Raw genomic sequence first — 17,736 nt, 5'->3', positions numbered from 1 at the left:
ATTTTGCATATAATTTGTGTCAGTTATTTATCAGTTGGTGCCAGTTGTTTGCGGTACTCGCTGAGACTCATTCCTGTCCAAATCGTAAAGGCACGTAAAAAAGAATTTACTTCTAAGTAACCTAATAAATAGGCAATTTCATCTGAAGCTAGGGTTGTATTTTTCAAATAATTCTTCGCTAACATTTCGCGAACACTGTTAATTTGTTTTTGAAAACTAGTCTTCTCTGCTTTTAGTTTACGTTGTAAAGTTCGTTTACTAATATTTAATTTGATAGCTACGTCATCAATCGTACATTCCCCAGTTGGTAATAAATCAACTAACGCACTTCGAACTTGCGCGCCGAAAGATTCATCTACTTCTAATTCAGACAAACGGCGCTTTAATTCTGGCGTTAGGTAATCTCTTAAGGCTTCATTATTAGTTAAAAAAGGCAGTTCCAAATCAACAGTTTTAAATGTAATCCTGTTGGTGGTTCCTACAGTTGGTTCAATGCCTAAGTCAGAGATTAAACTTGGTTCCAATATTTTAAACGTTGACGTTATTTTGAGCGGTTTAATTTTAGTTTCGGTTCCCTGAGATAGTAAATTAACTAAAAATAATAATTCACTAGTAACATAGAATTTAGATTCAATTGGTAAATCATTCAATGATTGCAAAGTTACTGTAACAGTCTCTTGGTCTGCCTTGATTTGATAGACAATGGGGCCGATCAATTGCTTATACTGGCCTAAACGTTTGATGAATTTAAGGCCATTTTCACTACAATATGCTGCTAAAATAGGAGCCGCAAAGGTTTCAATCCCACTATACGTTGCTAATTGAAGCAAGGCTTGTTGATCTGGAGCCTGCGCTTCAATGGCATTCATCAGTGAATAATATTCTGGTTCAGTTAACCTGATTGTATGTTGGGTAAATAGGTTTTCAGGTAACTTTGCTCGTTTTAACACCTTATCCACGGCAAAATGGTTATGTTGCAGCAATTGAGCATACTGCCCATCGACAATAAATTTTTTCATATTCCTATCCTTTAATTTGAATTAGATTGCTGACTAGCCACAAATCCCATGATAGCTTTTTTCGGCATCAGTGGCATTAAGCCAACAAATGGACGTTGAATTGATGATAAACCCGCAAAAACATTTAATTTACCAGCTTGCATCGCCTTATATCCTTCTAAAGCTACGTCGGCTGCCTCGGCACCATGGGCAAACATCTTGGTCTGAGTTAAGCCACCGGCTTTTGCAAAACCTGTCTCAATCGCTCCTGGCATTAAAGTTGTAACTGTTACGCCAGTATCTTTAACCTCATAGGCAATGGCATTGCTTAAAGAGGTTAAATAAGCCTTAGTTGCATAGTATTCCGCTTGCAACGGCCCGGGAATTAAAGCTGCCGATGAAGAAACGTTTAGTACCTTACCAGACCCACGTTTAACAAATTCTGGAATAAATAATTTCATTAATTTAGTTGGTACCAACATGTTAACTCGCATCATCGAAATATCTTGATCCATCGTCCGTTCAATAAATGAGCCTTGGCCACCTAAGCCGGCATTGTTAACCAAGTAATCAATTTGAAGTTGATCTTTTTTTACTTGTTCATAAATCTGTTCGGCAGCTGTTTCATCAGAGAAATCAACAGCAATTGTATACACCCGAACGCCATAATCATTTTCTGTATCTTTTTTTAAAGTAGTTAGCTTTTGTGGATTGCGGCCAACTACCACTAAATCATTACCTTTTGCAGCAAATAATTTTACAAATTCGCTTCCTAATCCGCCTGTTGCACCTGTAATTAATCCGGTCTTTGTCATTTTAAAATTCTCCTCGACCATTTATTTTAAATGTTTATTTCCTTAACTGATGAACTAAGTATACCAAGTCCTCTCGTGGCTTCGAACACCAAACAGTGCCAAATAAACATCAAATCACGACACTTTAACTTGTGATTGAATTTTTCTGGTAGAAAAAAGCCTGTCAATGCTCAAGATCAAGCATTAACAGACTTTTGCGCTAGTGTATGAAGAGGTTAATCCTTAAACGAATAACGTGTTCCATTCCGCAAATTCTCAGAATTTCCCGCGGAAGTCTACACTTCCTAATCCGTTAAATTATACGCCAGCTTCATTTTTGGACGACCGAGCATGAGCATTTTGCCTAAGAGTTCGTTGGCATTTTTCATGTAGAGGTCGGCCATGTTTTGGTTGACTTGGGTTAGGTAGGCGGTGACATCCTTTTGGTTGACGGCTTCCTTATCGGCCTTAATTCGCATGTTATTGCAGCTGGCGATGGTGGACTGTTCAAAGTCGCTTTCGGAATCGTCGTAAAGGTCGTAATCGGTGTCGCCTAAGACGCCCATGATGTTGTTTAACCAGTAAGCCTTAGTTGGATCTTGGTCGCCGGTTGTGCCCTTGAAACTTTCTGGCGTGTCGTTAACGTTGGCATAGAAAGGAACGAAGGCGTTAAACGTATTTGGTCCAAACCCTAACCAGTGGATACCGGCAATTGCGGCTGGGACATCGTTTCGAATTTGTAAGATGTGGCATTCTTCGTTCCGGTTGATACCGATTGGCCGGAATAGTTTCTTTTCGGCTGGAGTTCCTAAGGCACCGTACACATCATAGGGCGTATTTTGGTAGTGGGAACTTAGGACCCATTTAATGTCGTCAGGACTAATCTTTTTGTCCGTGTAGCAAATGAACGGTAAGTCTTGGTCCAACGGATCCTGAACAATTTCAGGATTGAAGTACATTTGGCCGTACCAGGTCCGTGGGTTATTGTACCGGGTGTCCTTGATGGTATGACTGCCAAAAATGTGGCGTAAGTTGACGCCTTCGGAATCTGGGTTTAAGTGGTAAGTTTCAATAAGTTCAGGCAGATCCGCGGCGTACATAGTGTCGTCGGAATCAAAATCAAAGTCGGTAATGTTGAACCGGTTTGGGGCAACAACGTAAGCGTCGTCTGGAATTCGAATGGCCGCCCAGTGGTGTCCACCGATAGTTTCGAAGTACCAAACTTCGTCCTTATCTGAGAAGGCGACGCCGTTGGTTTCGTATGTCCCGTACTTTTCGTGCAGGGCGCCCAAACGTTTGACACCTTCACGGGCGGAGTGGATGTAAGGCAGGGTGATGTACGTTAAATCCTCTTCACCAATACCATCATCAACTAATGGGTCAACCCCTAGAATTCGTTCGTTAGTGGTAATCGTTTCGGTTGCGGTCATTGCCACGTTCTCACTGTTAATCCCTGCGGCGGCCCAGATACCGTTTTTACCGGTAGCATCGGGGGCACTCGAGTAGCGGAGCGGGTTATCCGGCAAGTCGATTTCAAACTTGCTTAAAACCGATTGATAGTGGCGTTCTTGGTCTTCGGGTTGTACGAGTACAAATTTCTGTGGGTTTAAAGGTCCCTCACCGTCTTCGTTTCTTGCAATCATGGTGGAGCCATCAATGGAAGCATTCTTGCCGACTAAGATGGTCGTACAAGAACCTTTAACACGTTTTGTCATTTGTCGTCATCCTTTCCTACGATTGCTTTCATTGTAGGCTATTCAACGGGAAAAAGCGACTATTCTCGGAAAACAGCTTTTAGTGCCGCTAGTTTGCTATACTAGTAGGGGATGAGGAGGATGAGGTCATGTTTATGGCAATTTGGTGGTTATTTTGTGGCGGAATCGTCGCCATTATGTTGAGCGGTTGGAACGATTAAAACATAAAAAAATTGGGTATTCAAAAGTTCCCCGAATCCTGACGGTCTTGTCTGACGTCTGGATTCGGGGAACTTTTGTGTTTTATTTAATTATTCAACTTTAAATATTGGTTGAAGAAATCGAAGGTGGGCTGCATGGCGTCGTTTAAGTAGGCTTCACCGTGCCGGGATCCGGCGTAGAAAATTGTTTCACATGGAACATTATGAGCGAGGAGTTGGGTCTGTAACTTTTGAACTCCGGAAACGGGAGCCAATTCATCAAGCGAGTTACACATTAAAACGGGTGCGGTACTCTCTGTAACCCGGTGCAATAACGAAGCATCGTGCAACAAATTCAAATCACCCTTGACGTAGTTTAAGACGAACCACTTATAGTAGGCATCATCATCGCCGCCCTGGTCAATTTGATCCGGGTTAGTGTTTGGGGCCGGTGCTGAATTTGGACTGGGTTTTACCGTTGGATGGGAATCGACCCATTCATCCAAGTCAATAATTCCCGACCAGGATGCAACGGGAATGTGTTCGGAAATGGCCATTTCAACCGATAAGTTACCGCCGGAGGACATGCCCATCGCCCCAATTTTACTGCGGTCAAAGGCATAATCTGAGGCCTTTAGCCATTGATAAGCGGTCTCAATATCCTCGACGGCCGCTGGGTAAGGGTTATCCGGTGCTAACCGGTAGTTTGGCACAATGACTAAGTAACCTTGGCCAACTAAATGGGAAGCGAGATTTCCTTCAGAAGATTTATCGCCTTTAAACCACCCGCCCCCATGAATATCAATTATTGCGGCACCGTTAGCCTTAATACTTGATGGGTTGGGTTGATAAACATCTAACTTTAATTGATGAATTTCATCAAATAGAACGTCCTTTGTTTCGATCATATCTACCATTTACATTGACCTCCAATTCATTAAACTATGCCGATCAGGTTAACACGGTTCTAACTTATTGTCAGAAAAAAGGCTTAAAAAAACACCTCGCTCGATTCATGAAGCAAACCGATGGGGTGATGATGGATTAGCCAAATATAGGTTTTAACAGCCAAGTAAGTGGCATGACGATAATTAAGATGGGAACCATATCAGCAATCGGAAATGTTTTAATGTTGCTGAGCCGCATTCCCGTGGCCAACATTAAAATTCCGCCCGCTGCGGAGAGGTTACCGATCATATCGGGGGTCATGAGGGGCATGATGAGGACCGCCGAGTAAAAGAGCCCGAACAAGACAATGGCCTGGGGAATCACCGCTACGGCAACTAACATTCCAAGCAGCGTTGCAAAAATCATGCCGCTAACAAAATCGAGGATTCCCTTACTGATCAGCATATCGGCATTATGGGTCATGCCTTCGTTTAAGGCACCAAAAATGCCCATCCCGCTAACACTGAAGAGCACGAGTAAAGCAATTAACTGCTCCAACCGGTTGTTATTAACAATTTCATCCCGGTTTTTTTCCAGGGCCTTCGCTTCAAAACTTTGATCGGCCTTTTTGCCACCCCGAAGAAGCCAGAACAGGCCCTTTTTAATGTTGTCTTCTAAGTGGCAGCTAATTCCAATGGCACTCCCAATAACGGTTGAGAGCACTACGATTGGGGTTTGTTTCATTTTAAATAACATGACAATTCCTAACGCCATCGAGATTAGCCCTAAGATCAGCGGCATCTCTTCCTTAATGTCATGGGGCACCCGATCCCTGAGAAGGGTACCGACGACAACTCCTAAAAACGTTAAGGCACAGTCAACAAATGGTCCGACTGGCAATTGATCAACTCCTCGTTCATAATTCACGCTATATTCACTATAGCACAAGTTTTCAGACGGTTTTCAAAAAGGTGGATAATCATTTGTCGGAATTGGTCTAATCATGGCCGGTTGCGCGGCCCAGCTGAAACGGCTAAGATGACAGTAATTAGAATTTCAAGGAGGACACTATGGATTTTCGAACGTTAGGTAAAACGGGTTTTAAGGTTAGTGAAGTATCATTAGGAACTTGGCAATTGGGCTCGAAGTGGGGCGATCCCTTCGATCCACGGGATGCGGCGGACACCTTGGCGGCCGCTTATGAGTCTGGCGTGAACTACTTTGATACGGCGGACATTTATCAGGATGGTCACAGTGAACATGCCGTGGGTGAATTCATTAAGCAGCATCCTGACGTGCACTACTCCACCAAAATGGGCCGCAAGCTTGAACCTCACACGGCAGCCAACTACTCAAAGGCCAACTTAACGGACTTTGTGGACAGTTCGTTAAGCAACATGGGCGTTGAGTCCTTAGACTTGGTACTGCTGCATTGCCCACCTACCAGTGTGTACTACGATCCTGAGGTGTTCTTTACCCTGGATGAAATGAAGCGGGCCGGGAAGATTCAAAACTACGGGGTTAGCGTGGAACGGGTTGAGGAAGCGATGAAGGCCCTCCAATTTGATATTTCGGCGGTTGAAATTATCTTTAATATGTTCCGGTTACGGCCAGAAGAACAGTTTTTTGCTGAGGCTCAGGCAGCTAACGTGGGCATTTTGGCTCGCGTCCCACTTGCTAGCGGACTATTAAGCGGCAAGTATACCGCTACGACCCAGTTTGGGAAGGGTGATCACCGCTCGTTCAACCGGAACGGGGAAGCCTTTGATAAGGGAGAAACTTTCTCGGGGGTTAACTATGAAACGGGAATTACTGCTGTTTCGGAATTAAAACGGCGGCTTGGCACGGAGGATTTAGCGGGGATGGCCTTACGCTACATTCTCATGTACGATGCCGTTTCCGCCGTGATCCCAGGTGCTAGCAAGCCTGAACAGATCACTGCCAATGCGGCCGCAGCGGAATTGCCAGCCTTTTCCAAGGAACAAATGGCCATTGTTCGGGACGTCTACGATCAATACATCAAGGATCCGGTCGATTACTTATGGTAACCGCCCGGCAGGAACCTCGAATTCAAATGGACCAATTACGATCGGTACCGTTTACGGCTATTTTAGAGGACGAAGACCACCTGTTAAAACGGACGTTGATTCATGATGAGACGGTAACGGGAGTCGATTTAGACCATCCCTTCGTGGAGCAATCTCAGTTCACCAACACGGTATTTGCAGGCGTGACATGGGATCGCATCGAACTCACGGATGTGGTCTTTGATCAGTGTGATTTATCCAATTGTCGGTTTGAGGGAGCATCGTTACTCCGGGTGAAATTTATCAACTGCAAACTTGTGGGAACCAATTTTCATGAATCGTATGTTAACCAGGTAACGTTTCAGGGGTGCAAAATGGATTTTGCTGATTTTAGTGACGGCCGATTGACCCAACTCGTTTTGACCGGATGTCAGATAGTAAGCGCTGATTTTGGCTACGCTAAAGTAGACCGGTTAACCTTTGATGACTGTCAATTAACGGATACGAGCTTCGAGGAAGCCACTCTCAAACGCCTGAATTTAAGTTCTAGCCAGTTTGATAACCTGCAAATTCAACCCAATCAACTCAGCGGCTGTACCCTTAATGAATCGCAAGCGGTGCTGTTTGCTCAGCTGTTTTGGCGGGTAAAAATAAGGTGAGATGTGCCTCGAAGATGGTCAGCAACCCCACTCAGTCAAATTAGTTATCCATAAAAAGGTCCGGGACATAAGTCCGCTTCGCTCAGAAAACACAAATCTGCAACTTGGCACGAAGCCCCCCACCAAAGTATGGATGCCTTCGTGCCAGTAGTTACGTGACATTAGTCAATCCCAATCAAAATAAGGATCAGCCCAAAACACGAACAAAGGACGTTCGCATTACGGGATGATCCTTATTTTGCTAGGCTTAAACGACTAATGTTACAGCCTCTGTCTAACTTGGTTTACAGTTTAGCGGAATTCAGGTCCGTTTCAGTCAGGGAACCGGCAGATGTTGATGGGGATTCCTGCTGGCTTAATCGAGCGTTTAACTGTTGAACGATTTGCTTGTGGGCACTCTCTGAAATCTTAACCTTCCAAAGAAAGAGGAGGGCGGCAACGACGAGTAATGCCATGGGGATGTAGAACATAAACGTGTTGAACTGGGTGACCCCGGCGCGGGTGATATCGCTGGGGGTTGCAGAACCGGTCATCCCGGCAGCTACAGCAACGACGCCCACGACGGCGTTTGAGGCCGCCCCTGCCAGTTTATCCAGCAACGGCCGAACGGAGAGGGTTACGGATTCGTTTCTGACCCCGCTCTTTAGCTGGCCGTATTCGACGCAGTCAGTGATAGCCATGAGGGTGGCTAAGAAGATGAGGGGATAGGGGGCAAATAGAAGGCCGATCCCTGCCAGTGCCCAGACCAAGTTTGTTCCGGCTGCCAGAAAGAGGCTGTACCCGCCTAACATCACAACGATCCCACCAACGTAGATGGCTTTTCTGTGGAACTTCATTTCTAGTGCGGGAAAGACGGCAACGGATATGACCCCGATAATACAAGTAATGACCCCGACCCAGGTGAAGGCACCAACGTTACCCACCCGGTACCGGAAGTAGTACATCATCAGGGAATTGGTGACGACGTAGCTAAAGGCAAAGAGAATGTAGGAAAGGGCAATCCAAAGTAACTGGTCGTTTGAAGCAATGACCTTAAAGACGTCAATTAACCGGGTGTGAACGGTGTTTTTCCGAATGATGTTATGCGATTCGTTGGTGTTGAGGCAGGTTAAGATGGCACCCCCGGTACAAAGCAGACCGACAACAACGGCGTACCCCATCCAACCAGGTTGGGTCTCCTGACCAGGTTTACCGCCAAACAGTCGGGAACAAAGTAGGATGGCGGGGGTGATAATAATAATGACCCCTTGGGCTCCTAAGGTTGAGCCAAATCGGCCGGCCGTGGCGTACGTTGTACGTTCCTTAGGATCTAAACTAAGGGCGGGTAACATGGACCAAAATGAAATATCACTGAACGAGTAGAAAATGTCCAGGATTAAGAATGTGATTCCGAAGAGAATTAAGTAGAGGAGCGGATTCGAATAGGTGAGACCGCCAAAATCGGAAAAGATGGTGACTAACCCGAGGGAAGCAATGATGGATCCGGATAAAATCCACGGTTTAAACTTACCAAATCGGGTTTGCGTATTATCAACCACCCCACCAATGACGGGATCAAACATAATTTCGCCCACCCGAATCACGACCATTAACGTGGTCACAATTCCGATCATCTTCGTGTTCCAGGCCTTATCGCTGGATACGAATAGCTCGCTGGTCACAAAAATCATAAAGTACATACTTAGCGTCTGGTAAAAGGCATCGTGGCCGAACGCTCCCAAGGCGTAAGAGAGATATCGTTTCATATTGTCATGTCCCTTCCTGATTCCATATTAATTAAAATAACGATTTGTAAATCGACTTTATTTAATACGGCAATTATAAATGTAACCGATTTCAAATTTCAACCCTAACACCACTAAATATTAATTTCACAATTATAATATCGCTTATATTCAAACTTTTAATGATCAAATCGGGCATTAATTTTAAACTTTGGTTATGAGATCACAAAAAAAGAAACCACCGGGAATTTCACCTAAATGGTTTCTTTTTCGGCTAGATTTGAGTTAAGTAGTCCTGAATGGCTGGAATCGCCGCCCCAATCGCAACGGCGTGGTGGGTAACCCGGCCTAACCGGATATCGGCACCGTCTTCCGGAAAGACAGCGAGCTGGCTGAACCGGTTGGCGAGTTCTTCAATCATTGCGGGGGTGAGAAACGACGCAATTTCACCCGCAACGATGATGGATAGGTCGACAAACATGTGTAGGTTATAGACGGCTTCAGCCAGGTCGTTTAAGTAGCGGTCAAAGCGATCGGCAATGGCAGGGTTGGCCGCCTTTAACCCGGCAAAGAAGCTGGTGGTTGTTTCACCGGGTTCCAGTAGAGAACTTAAGGAACTGTACGTCTCGATGCATCCGCGCCGGCCGCAGTAGCATTGCCGGCCGTTAACGGGATCTAAGGAAATGTGTTCCATTGTGCCGTCCCTACCGTGGGGACTTTTGAAGAGGTGCCCGTTAATGATAATGGCGGTTCCCAAATGTTCCCCGATGGAAAGGTAGATCCCATCCTTTGGGACGGCCGTATTTTCGGCGGCCGCCACACAGTCGGCGTCGTGATAGAACGTAACGGGAAACGGTAAAAACTGGGCGAAGTCCTGGGTGGTCATTCCGGTACAGTCTAAAATTTTACCGTAGAGGATGGTGGTCCCATCGTTTGAAATCAGGCCTTGGACCCCAATGCTCACGCCGATCACTTGGTTTAGACTGAGCCCCCTTCCTTTAAGCAGGTTGAGTAATTTCGTGCTTAAGGTCTGGCAGTATGAACTCGTTTTCTCAAACGTCAGGGGAACGGTGTGGGTGATTAAGACGTCGTGGTGGAGGTTAAGGATCGCGAAGGTGGCTTCGTGGTGAAAAATTTCGACCCCGACACTTAGCTTAACGTTGGCATCAATAGAATAAGCGGTGGCCCGGCGACCAATGTGGGATTTTAACTGGCCGTTTTTCATAATTAACTGTTGGTTGAGCAGCTTGTTTAAGTTGGATGTGACGGTAGGCAGGCTAAGGCCTAATTCATCGGCAATATCCTGTTTGGACAAGCGGTCGTGTAGGTACATGAAATGATAAATATCCGAATAGTTCGATTGTTGGATCGACTGCATATTGCTGACGCCCATGGTGATGAAGCCTCCTTAACTTGAAAAGATCATAAATTTAGTTTAGCACAATCTGGGTAAATAGAAAGATTGGCGACAAACGATGAAATCGATTACAAAAAATGATTGACAAGTCAAAATGTCGGCGGTATGCTGATGTCGAATTAAATAAAGTCGTTTTATAAAACTAATTAAAATAAAATGGCGGATTAGAAATTGGAGGAACACACAATGAGTACAATTTTAGAACGAATGAGTCTCAAGGGTAAGAAAGCGTACGTGACTGGGGGTGCCCAAGGGTTAGGTAAGGCGATGGCTCTAGGATTGGCCGAAGCGGGGGCTGACGTTGCCATTGTTGATATTAACGGGGATAAGGCCGCTGAAGCCGCTCAGGAAATTGCGGCTGCCACCGGACAAAAAACGATCTCGGTAAAAACGGACGTCACGAACCAGGACGAAGTTGAGGCCATGGTAAAGACCGTCGTTAAGGAATTAGGAGGTTTGGATGCAGCCTTCAACAACGCTGGAATGTGTTTAAACGTACCCGCAGCTGAAATGACGTACGACCAGTGGCTAAAGGTGGTCAACCTCAACTTGAATTCCGTCTTCTTATGTTCAACCGCTGCCGGGCGCTACATGATTGAACAGGGGAAGGGATCCATTATCAACACGGCCTCTATGTCAGCCCATATCGTTAACCGGCCGCAGCCGCAGTGTTCGTACAACGCAACGAAGGCTGGTGTTATCCAATTATCGAAGTCCTTAGCCATTGAATGGGCAAAGAAGGGAGTTCGGGTCAACACGATGAGCCCAGGTTACATGGGAACCGACTTAACCTTAAGCTCACCCGACTTGAAGCCGCTGATTAAGACTTGGAATGACTGGGCTCCGCTGGGTCGGTTAGGCAAGCCTGAGGAATTACAGGGAATGGCCGTTTACTTAGCTAGCGATGCCAGCAGCTTCTCAACCGGTGATGACTACCTGATTGATGGGGCCTTCACGGCTTGGTAGACTAATGGGGCAACCGAACGATAATAGTTGAAAAGAGGATGGGATGAGATGGATTACTTAATTGGGACGGACATCGGTACGTCGGGAACTAAAAGCATTTTGATGGATACCAATGGCAAACTGATTGCGCATGATTTAGAGGAATACGATGTTTTAACGCCCCGGCCGCTGTGGGCCGAACAATGGCCCGATGTCTGGTTAAACGGGGTCAAAGAGTCGATTCGGGCCGTGGTCAAACAGAGTGGGGTTAACCCCAAGGATATTAAGGGAATTGGCATTAGCGGCCTGTACGGTGGTTCTGGGGTACCAGTTGATAAGGACATGAACCCGGTTCGGCCCGACCTGATTTGGATGGATCGGCGGGCAGCCGAGGAAACGGATTGGGTGAAGAATAACGTGGACCTCGATCGGTTATCCGAAATTACGGGGAACGACGTGGTTGACCCCTACTACGGCTACACCAAGGTTCTCTGGATCAAGAATCATGAACCCGAAAATTGGAACCGGATTCAGATGTTCCTGCCGCCAAACAACTACGTCATTTATAAGTTGACGGGCGATATCTCCATCGACTACTCCGCTGCCGGTAACATCGGCGGATTCTACGACATCAATAACGGGACCTGGTCCAAAGAATTGATGGATGCCATGGGTGTTCCCGTTAGCAAGATGCCCGAAAAATTTGTGGATGCCACTGAAATTGCCGGGCGGTTAACGGCGGACGTCGCCGCTGACCTTGGCCTTGAGGTCGGGACACCAGTTATCGCTGGCGGAGTGGACGTTGGGGCCGCTAACGTTGGCATGGGAGTTTTTGAACCCGGCCGGTACGTGGCTGCGATCGGTTCCTCTATGAATGCAGCGTTAGTGAGCGACAAACCGATTAAGGGCAAGGGTCTCATTGTTTGGCCCTATCCGTATCAGTCACGAAACCTCGTGTATAATTTTAGCGGGTCAGCAACTGCTGGCGCAATTACGAAGTGGTTTAGAAATAACTTTGCCCAGGCCGAAATGGCCGTACAACGTGCGGGAGGCCAAAATGCCTACGTTGCTTTGGGTGAGGAAGCGAAGGATGTCCCTGCGGGGAGCCGGGGCTTAGTCGTTTTGCCCTACTTCATGGGAGAACGGGCGCCCGTCTGGAATTCGGATGCTAAGGGAATGGTCTTCGGACTGTCCCTCGTGCACACGAAAGCGGATGTCTACCACGCCTTTCAAGAAGCTGTCTGCTACGCTCTTCGGCACAGTATTGAAAGTACGGGTCAGGACCTTGGCGATTACATTGTGATTGCCGGGGGTGTCACTCAGTCGGCCGACTGGGTTCAAATGTTTGCGGACGTCACGGGTTATGCCGTTCGGACACCGATTGAGGATGCCGAAGCCAACTTAGGCGACGTCATGCTGGCCGGGCTAGCCACGGATACTTTGACGGTGGAGCAAGTTCAAAAGTGGCAGGTTCTCGGTGAGACCGTGCAGCCCCGAAGTAACCAACACGAAATTTATAACCAGTACTATCAGCTTTACCGGGACCTTTACAACGACTTAGGCGATGATATGCACAATTTATCATTGATTTCCGGAATTGAAGAGTCCTAAAATGAGGGGTAGGAATTGATTCTTGCTCGGATCTGATAAACGGGGTCCTGCGGATAAGGAAAGCGTTCCTTATCTGGCGGGACCCCGTTGTCTCTTGATTTGGGACAAATTACCAGTGGGGGAAATCAACATGTACAAAATGATCACCAGCGATCTAGATGAAACACTTTTGCGGGCGGACGGTAGTATTTCACAGGCCAACGTTGACGCCATTGAGGCGGCTGTAAGCCGGGGCGTGAAGTTCGTCCCCAATACCGGGCGGAGCTACTTAACGGTGCAGGCGCTGTTAAAACAGTTGGGTCTGTATCAGACCGCTGACGAATACGTTATTTCTTATAACGGTGGCGTGGTAGTGGAAAATGCGGGCAACCAAATTGTGATTAGCCATGCCATGCCATATGATGAGGCAAAGTTAGCGTTTGATACGCTTCGTCAGTTTGAAACGGCTGATGTTCACGTCTATACCACCGACCAACTCTACATTTACCGGGTTCGGGCTGATGATGAGGCCTACTTTAAAACGCGGAACGTGACCTACATTCCGATGGCTACCCCGGATTTTTCAATTTTTAAGGACCAAACGATCATGAAGGTGATTGCGATGAACCCCGATGAAACGGTGCGCCACCAAATGTTTGCGGCGATCGAAGAGGCATTTAACGGCGGAATTAACGTCACGTACTCCTCCGGCATTTACGTGGAAGTCAACCACGCCGGGGTCGACAAGGGCCAAGCCGTGATTGAACTGGGTGAGCGGCTGGGAATCACCCCCGATGAGATCGTGGCGTTCGGCGATAATTCAAATGATCTGGCCATGTTAACGCAGGTGGGGATGCCTGTCTCGGTGGCCAACGGAATTCCCGAGGTGCAGCAGGCCGCAAAGCTAGTGACTGATGCCGACTATGAAGACGGTGTCGCTGAGGGAATAAAAAAGTTGGGATTAATGTAAAAAGGTGGGGGCGGGGGCGTAAGACGTTCAGATCCCGCCAAGTAGGGGCGATGACCAGATTCGATCGAGTTTTTGATCGGATTGGGCATCGCCCCTATTTGTTTCCAGTCCCACTTTTTTTAGAAAAAATCGGCAGATTTTACTCAAAATCAAGTCATGTGATTTTTTTAACGATTTTGTATATGATATAAACTGTTTCTGATAACACTAAATTAAACTGAACATTATTTCAGTATCAAGGGTTTATTAATTTCACAAAAATTAAAGCTTTCTCGGATTTTTAGGGATTATGTTCAATGGGAAACAATATTTACATCTGCGAAAGGATGGCTTATACTCACAATGAAAGCGCTTTTAAATAAACGAGTTAGTCTCGCTAAAATATTTAGTAAAGCGTGGGAATTGATTAGTCACACCATCTGAAGAATTGAGGAGATGTCATCATGTCAGAAAAGATTGATTTTAACAGTTTATTATACTCACCTGATAAAGCCCCTCTGAACGTCCTAGACCCCGAGGGTAACGTGGTAAATCCAGATTTAATGCCGGATTTAGATAATGACCAGTTAGTTGAACTATTCAAACAGATGCTATGGGCCCGGATCTTAAACGACCGGTCGACTAAGTTGAATCGTCAAGGCCGGTTAGGATTTTTTGCCCCAACTGCGGGTGAGGAAGCGAGCCAAATTGGTTCCAACTTCGCGATGGAGAAGGATGACTTTCTGTTACCCGCTTACCGGGACGTACCTCAATTAATCTTACATGGCTTACCACTCTCCAAGGCCTTTTTGTGGTCGTTAGGTCACGTAGACGGGAACAAATACCCTGACGAATTTCAGGCGATGCCACCACAAATTATCATTGGCGCTCAGTACGTTCAAACGGCTGGGGTAGCCCTCGGTTTGAAGATTAAGGGCAGCAAGAACGTGGCTTACACCTATACCGGTGATGGGGGAACTTCGCAGGGTGACTTCTACGAAGGCATTAACTTTACCGGCGCATACAAAGCACCGGCCCTCTTCATGGTTCAAAACAATAAATATGCCATTTCCGTTCCCCGGAAGGTTCAAACAGCGGCTCCAACCTTAGCCCAAAAGGCAGTGGCTGCCGGTATTCCTGGAATTCAAGTTGATGGGATGGACGCCTTAGCCGTTTATTCTGCTGCTAAGCAGTCCCGGGACTGGATTACCGCTGGCAACGGACCGGTGCTCATTGAAACGTTGACTTACCGGTACGGTCCACATACGTTATCCGGGGATGACCCGAAACGTTACCGGACCAAGGATGAGGAAGAAGAATGGCACGCAAAGGATCCGTTAACCCGGATGCGGAACTTCTTAGAGAAGAAGAAACTCTGGGATGACGACCAAGAAAAGGCTTGGACAGATGACGTGAACCAACAAATCGATGCTGCCATTGAAGAAGCTGAAAAGGCCGAAGAACAAAAGGTTAGCGACTTCCTTAAAACAACCTATGTTGATGCACCACCTGCAATTCAAGAAGAAATCGATGAATACACGGCAAAGGAGAACGACTAATTATGGCTAAAATGACGATGATTAAGGCGATCAATGCCGCCTTAGATGAAGAAATTAAACGCGATGATAAAGTCCTCGTTTTTGGTGAAGACGTTGGTAAAAATGGTGGGGTGTTCCGGGCAACTGAAGACCTCCAAGCGAACAACGGTGAGGACCGGGTTTTTGATACTCCCCTTGCTGAATCTGGCATTATTGGGTTAGCAACCGGGCTAGCTTTGGAAGGTTTCCGGCCAGTTCCAGAATTGCAATTCTTCGGGTTCGTTTTTGAAGCCATGGATGAAATTGCCGGCCAAATTTCCCGTGAACCGTTCCGGATGGGCGGCACCCGTAAAATGCCAATTACCATTCGGGCTGCTTTTGGTGGCGGGGTTCATACGCCAGAACTCCACTCCGACAGTTTGGAAGGTTTAATTACCCAAACGCCGGGAATTCGGGTAGTGGTTCCTAGCAATCCTTACGACGCTAAGGGCCTCATGATTTCTGCCATTCGTTCGGACGATCCCGTACTGTTCCTGGAACACATGAAGTTGTACCGGTCCTTTAAGGAAGAGGTTCCGGATGAAGCCTACACCGTCCCGTTGGATAAGGCTGATGTTAAGCGGGATGGCCAAGACGTCACGATTATTACCTATGGTGCCATGGTTCGGGACAGTTTAGCCGCTGCCGATGAACTGGCTAAGGAAGGAATCGATACCGAAGTGGTTGATTTACGGACCATTTCGCCCCTCGATCACGAAACCATTTTAAACTCCGTAAAGAAGACCGGCCACGTTGTGCTCGTTCAAGAAGCCCAAAAGCAGGCGGGGGTTAGTGGTCAAGTGGCAGCCTTAATTGCTGAAGAGGGAATTCTTTCACTGGATGCCCCAATCGGCCGGGTTAGCGCACCGGATACACCGTACCCATTCTCAATGGCCGAAGACGCTTGGCTGCCTAACCAAACGGATATTATTAATAAAGTGAAGGAAATCGTCAATTTTTAGGATAGGAGTTTAACTGACATGAGTAAATATCAATTTAAATTACCAGCCCTAGGCGAAGGTATCACCGAAGGAACCGTTGGCGAATGGCACGTTAAACCCGGCGATACCGTTGAAGCTGATGGTGATCTGGTTCAAATCGAAAACGATAAATCCGTTGAAGAAATCCCCTCTCCCGTGGCCGGAACAGTAACTACAATTTTGGTCCCAGAGGGCGATGAAGCTACGGTGGGCCAACCACTCGTAGAACTAGAAGTTGAGGGTGACGTACCCGAAGAGTTTCAACCGGATGAGAGTGCGGCGCCAGCTGCAGCCCCGGAGCCAACGCCCGTTCCAGCGGCTGAAAAACCAGCGCCCGCCCCAGTTGCAACGCCAGCACAACCAGCACCCGTCACTGCCAAAGCCGACCATAGTCTGCCCGTCTTAGCTATGCCGTCCGTTCGGGCCTACGCCCGCGAAAAGAACGTCGACATTAGCCAGATTCAGGGATCCGGCCGCCATGGTCAAGTGGTGAAAGCCGATGTTGACGGGTTTGCAGCAAACGGGGGTGCCGTTCAGACCGCTCAACCAGCAGACAAGAGCGCCACGCCAGCTGCTTCATCCAGTACTGACTGGCCCGAAACGACCGAAAAGATGTCACCCGTTCGGAAAGCAACGGCCAAAGCAATGGCTAAGAGTGCCTCAGAAATTCCAAGTATTCACATCTTTGACGATGTTCCCGTGGATAAACTGTGGGCTCACCGGGCAAAGTACAAGGAAATGGCTGCGGACCGTGGCGTTCACTTAACCTTCTTAGCTTACGTGGTTAAGGCGTTAGCCGTCGTCATGAAGGAATTTCCAGAGTTCAACTCCAGCGTCGACATGGAAAACCTCCAGATCAGTCATAAAGATTACATCAACGTGGGTATTGCCACGGATACGGATCATGGCTTATACGTGCCTAACCTGAAACACGCTGATCAAATGAGCCTGTTTAGCATTGCTAATGCCATTACGGAAAATACGGCAAAGGCTCAGGATAATCAGCTGAGCCCTGCTGATATGGCCCACACCGGCATGTCGATTACTAACATTGGTTCCGTTGGCGGCGGATTCTTCACACCGCTCATTAACTGGCCGGAAGTTGCCATCTTAGGGATGGGCCGGATTACGAAGGAGCCCGTTGTCATTGATGAGGAGTTACAAATTGGCCGGGTACTGAAACTGTCCCTCGCCGTTGACCACCGGGTAATTGACGGTGCAACCGCTCAGCGGGCCATGAACCGGTTAAAGGAACTCTTGAGCGACCCAGAATTATTGTTGATGGAAGGATGAT

The 17,736-nt window shown here is 47.1% G+C and carries 15 protein-coding genes; 8 read left to right on the top strand and 7 right to left on the bottom strand.

Annotated elements, in window-relative coordinates; all coding sequences use genetic code 11:
• Window positions 1-23: 23 nt before the first annotated feature.
• From DCM90_RS05535 to DCM90_RS05515, 5 genes are all read right to left on the bottom strand, one after another.
• Window positions 24-1,019, bottom strand: a complete 996-nt coding sequence (locus DCM90_RS05535; protein ID WP_109250338.1) for a helix-turn-helix domain-containing protein — start codon at window positions 1,017-1,019, stop codon at window positions 24-26.
• A gap of 11 nt (window positions 1,020-1,030) precedes the next feature.
• A complete protein-coding gene (locus DCM90_RS05530) occupies window positions 1,031-1,813 on the bottom strand; it encodes an SDR family NAD(P)-dependent oxidoreductase (protein ID WP_109250337.1) in 783 nt (260 codons plus the stop codon).
• A 284-nt stretch (window positions 1,814-2,097) separates the two neighbouring features.
• Window positions 2,098-3,507: a C69 family dipeptidase gene (locus DCM90_RS05525; protein ID WP_109250336.1), complete on the bottom strand. Its 1,410-nt coding sequence runs from the start codon at window positions 3,505-3,507 to the stop codon at window positions 2,098-2,100.
• A gap of 286 nt (window positions 3,508-3,793) precedes the next feature.
• Complete coding sequence (locus DCM90_RS05520) at window positions 3,794-4,603, bottom strand: alpha/beta hydrolase (RefSeq protein ID WP_225365975.1); 810 nt, start codon at window positions 4,601-4,603, stop codon at window positions 3,794-3,796.
• A 127-nt stretch (window positions 4,604-4,730) separates the two neighbouring features.
• Window positions 4,731-5,474 (bottom strand): DUF554 domain-containing protein, encoded by a 744-nt coding sequence (locus DCM90_RS05515; protein ID WP_165815222.1) that lies wholly within the window; start codon window positions 5,472-5,474, stop codon window positions 4,731-4,733.
• A 170-nt stretch (window positions 5,475-5,644) separates the two neighbouring features.
• Between DCM90_RS05515 and DCM90_RS05510 the strand changes: the two genes are divergently transcribed.
• Together DCM90_RS05510 and DCM90_RS05505 are read left to right on the top strand one after the other, a co-directional pair.
• Complete coding sequence (locus tag DCM90_RS05510; RefSeq protein ID WP_109250334.1) at window positions 5,645-6,622, top strand: aldo/keto reductase; 978 nt, start codon at window positions 5,645-5,647, stop codon at window positions 6,620-6,622.
• Window positions 6,623-6,648: 26 nt separating this feature from the next.
• On the top strand, window positions 6,649-7,260 hold the full coding sequence (locus DCM90_RS05505; RefSeq protein WP_165815221.1) for a pentapeptide repeat-containing protein: 612 nt from the start codon (window positions 6,649-6,651) through the stop codon (window positions 7,258-7,260).
• A gap of 284 nt (window positions 7,261-7,544) precedes the next feature.
• Here DCM90_RS05505 and DCM90_RS05500 read toward each other — a convergent pair whose 3' ends face one another.
• Together DCM90_RS05500 and DCM90_RS05495 are read right to left on the bottom strand one after the other, a co-directional pair.
• Window positions 7,545-9,005, bottom strand: coding sequence for a glycoside-pentoside-hexuronide (GPH):cation symporter (locus DCM90_RS05500; protein ID WP_109250332.1), 1,461 nt, complete (start codon window positions 9,003-9,005; stop codon window positions 7,545-7,547).
• Between the two features lie 253 nt (window positions 9,006-9,258).
• Window positions 9,259-10,377: an ROK family transcriptional regulator gene (locus tag DCM90_RS05495; RefSeq protein WP_109250331.1), complete on the bottom strand. Its 1,119-nt coding sequence runs from the start codon at window positions 10,375-10,377 to the stop codon at window positions 9,259-9,261.
• A gap of 210 nt (window positions 10,378-10,587) precedes the next feature.
• Here DCM90_RS05495 and DCM90_RS05490 point away from each other — a divergent pair, with 210 nt between their 5' ends.
• The 6 genes from DCM90_RS05490 to DCM90_RS05465 all read left to right on the top strand — a co-directional run bounded on the left by DCM90_RS05490 (window position 10,588) and on the right by DCM90_RS05465 (window position 17,735).
• Window positions 10,588-11,367 carry an SDR family oxidoreductase gene (locus DCM90_RS05490; RefSeq protein ID WP_109250330.1) on the top strand — a complete coding sequence of 260 codons (780 nt, stop codon included), beginning with the start codon at window positions 10,588-10,590 and terminating at the stop codon, window positions 11,365-11,367.
• Between the two features lie 48 nt (window positions 11,368-11,415).
• Window positions 11,416-12,957 (top strand): FGGY-family carbohydrate kinase, encoded by a 1,542-nt coding sequence (locus tag DCM90_RS05485; RefSeq protein WP_109250329.1) that lies wholly within the window; start codon window positions 11,416-11,418, stop codon window positions 12,955-12,957.
• 130 nt (window positions 12,958-13,087) lie between these two features.
• A complete protein-coding gene (locus DCM90_RS05480) occupies window positions 13,088-13,906 on the top strand; it encodes an HAD family hydrolase (RefSeq protein ID WP_109250328.1) in 819 nt (272 codons plus the stop codon).
• A gap of 443 nt (window positions 13,907-14,349) precedes the next feature.
• On the top strand, window positions 14,350-15,444 hold the full coding sequence (gene pdhA, locus DCM90_RS05475; RefSeq protein ID WP_109250327.1) for a pyruvate dehydrogenase (acetyl-transferring) E1 component subunit alpha: 1,095 nt from the start codon (window positions 14,350-14,352) through the stop codon (window positions 15,442-15,444).
• Window positions 15,445-15,446: 2 nt separating this feature from the next.
• Window positions 15,447-16,424, top strand: a complete 978-nt coding sequence (locus DCM90_RS05470; protein ID WP_109250326.1) for an alpha-ketoacid dehydrogenase subunit beta — start codon at window positions 15,447-15,449, stop codon at window positions 16,422-16,424.
• Window positions 16,425-16,442: 18 nt separating this feature from the next.
• On the top strand, window positions 16,443-17,735 hold the full coding sequence (locus DCM90_RS05465; RefSeq protein WP_109250325.1) for a dihydrolipoamide acetyltransferase family protein: 1,293 nt from the start codon (window positions 16,443-16,445) through the stop codon (window positions 17,733-17,735).
• Window position 17,736 lies beyond the last annotated feature (1 nt).

Origin of the sequence: Levilactobacillus bambusae (assembly GCF_003124125.1) — a bacterium.
Classification (GTDB): domain Bacteria; phylum Bacillota; class Bacilli; order Lactobacillales; family Lactobacillaceae; genus Levilactobacillus; species Levilactobacillus bambusae.
The sequence above is the reverse complement of the archived record's forward strand: the minus strand, read 5'-3'. Positions and strand labels throughout refer to the sequence as shown.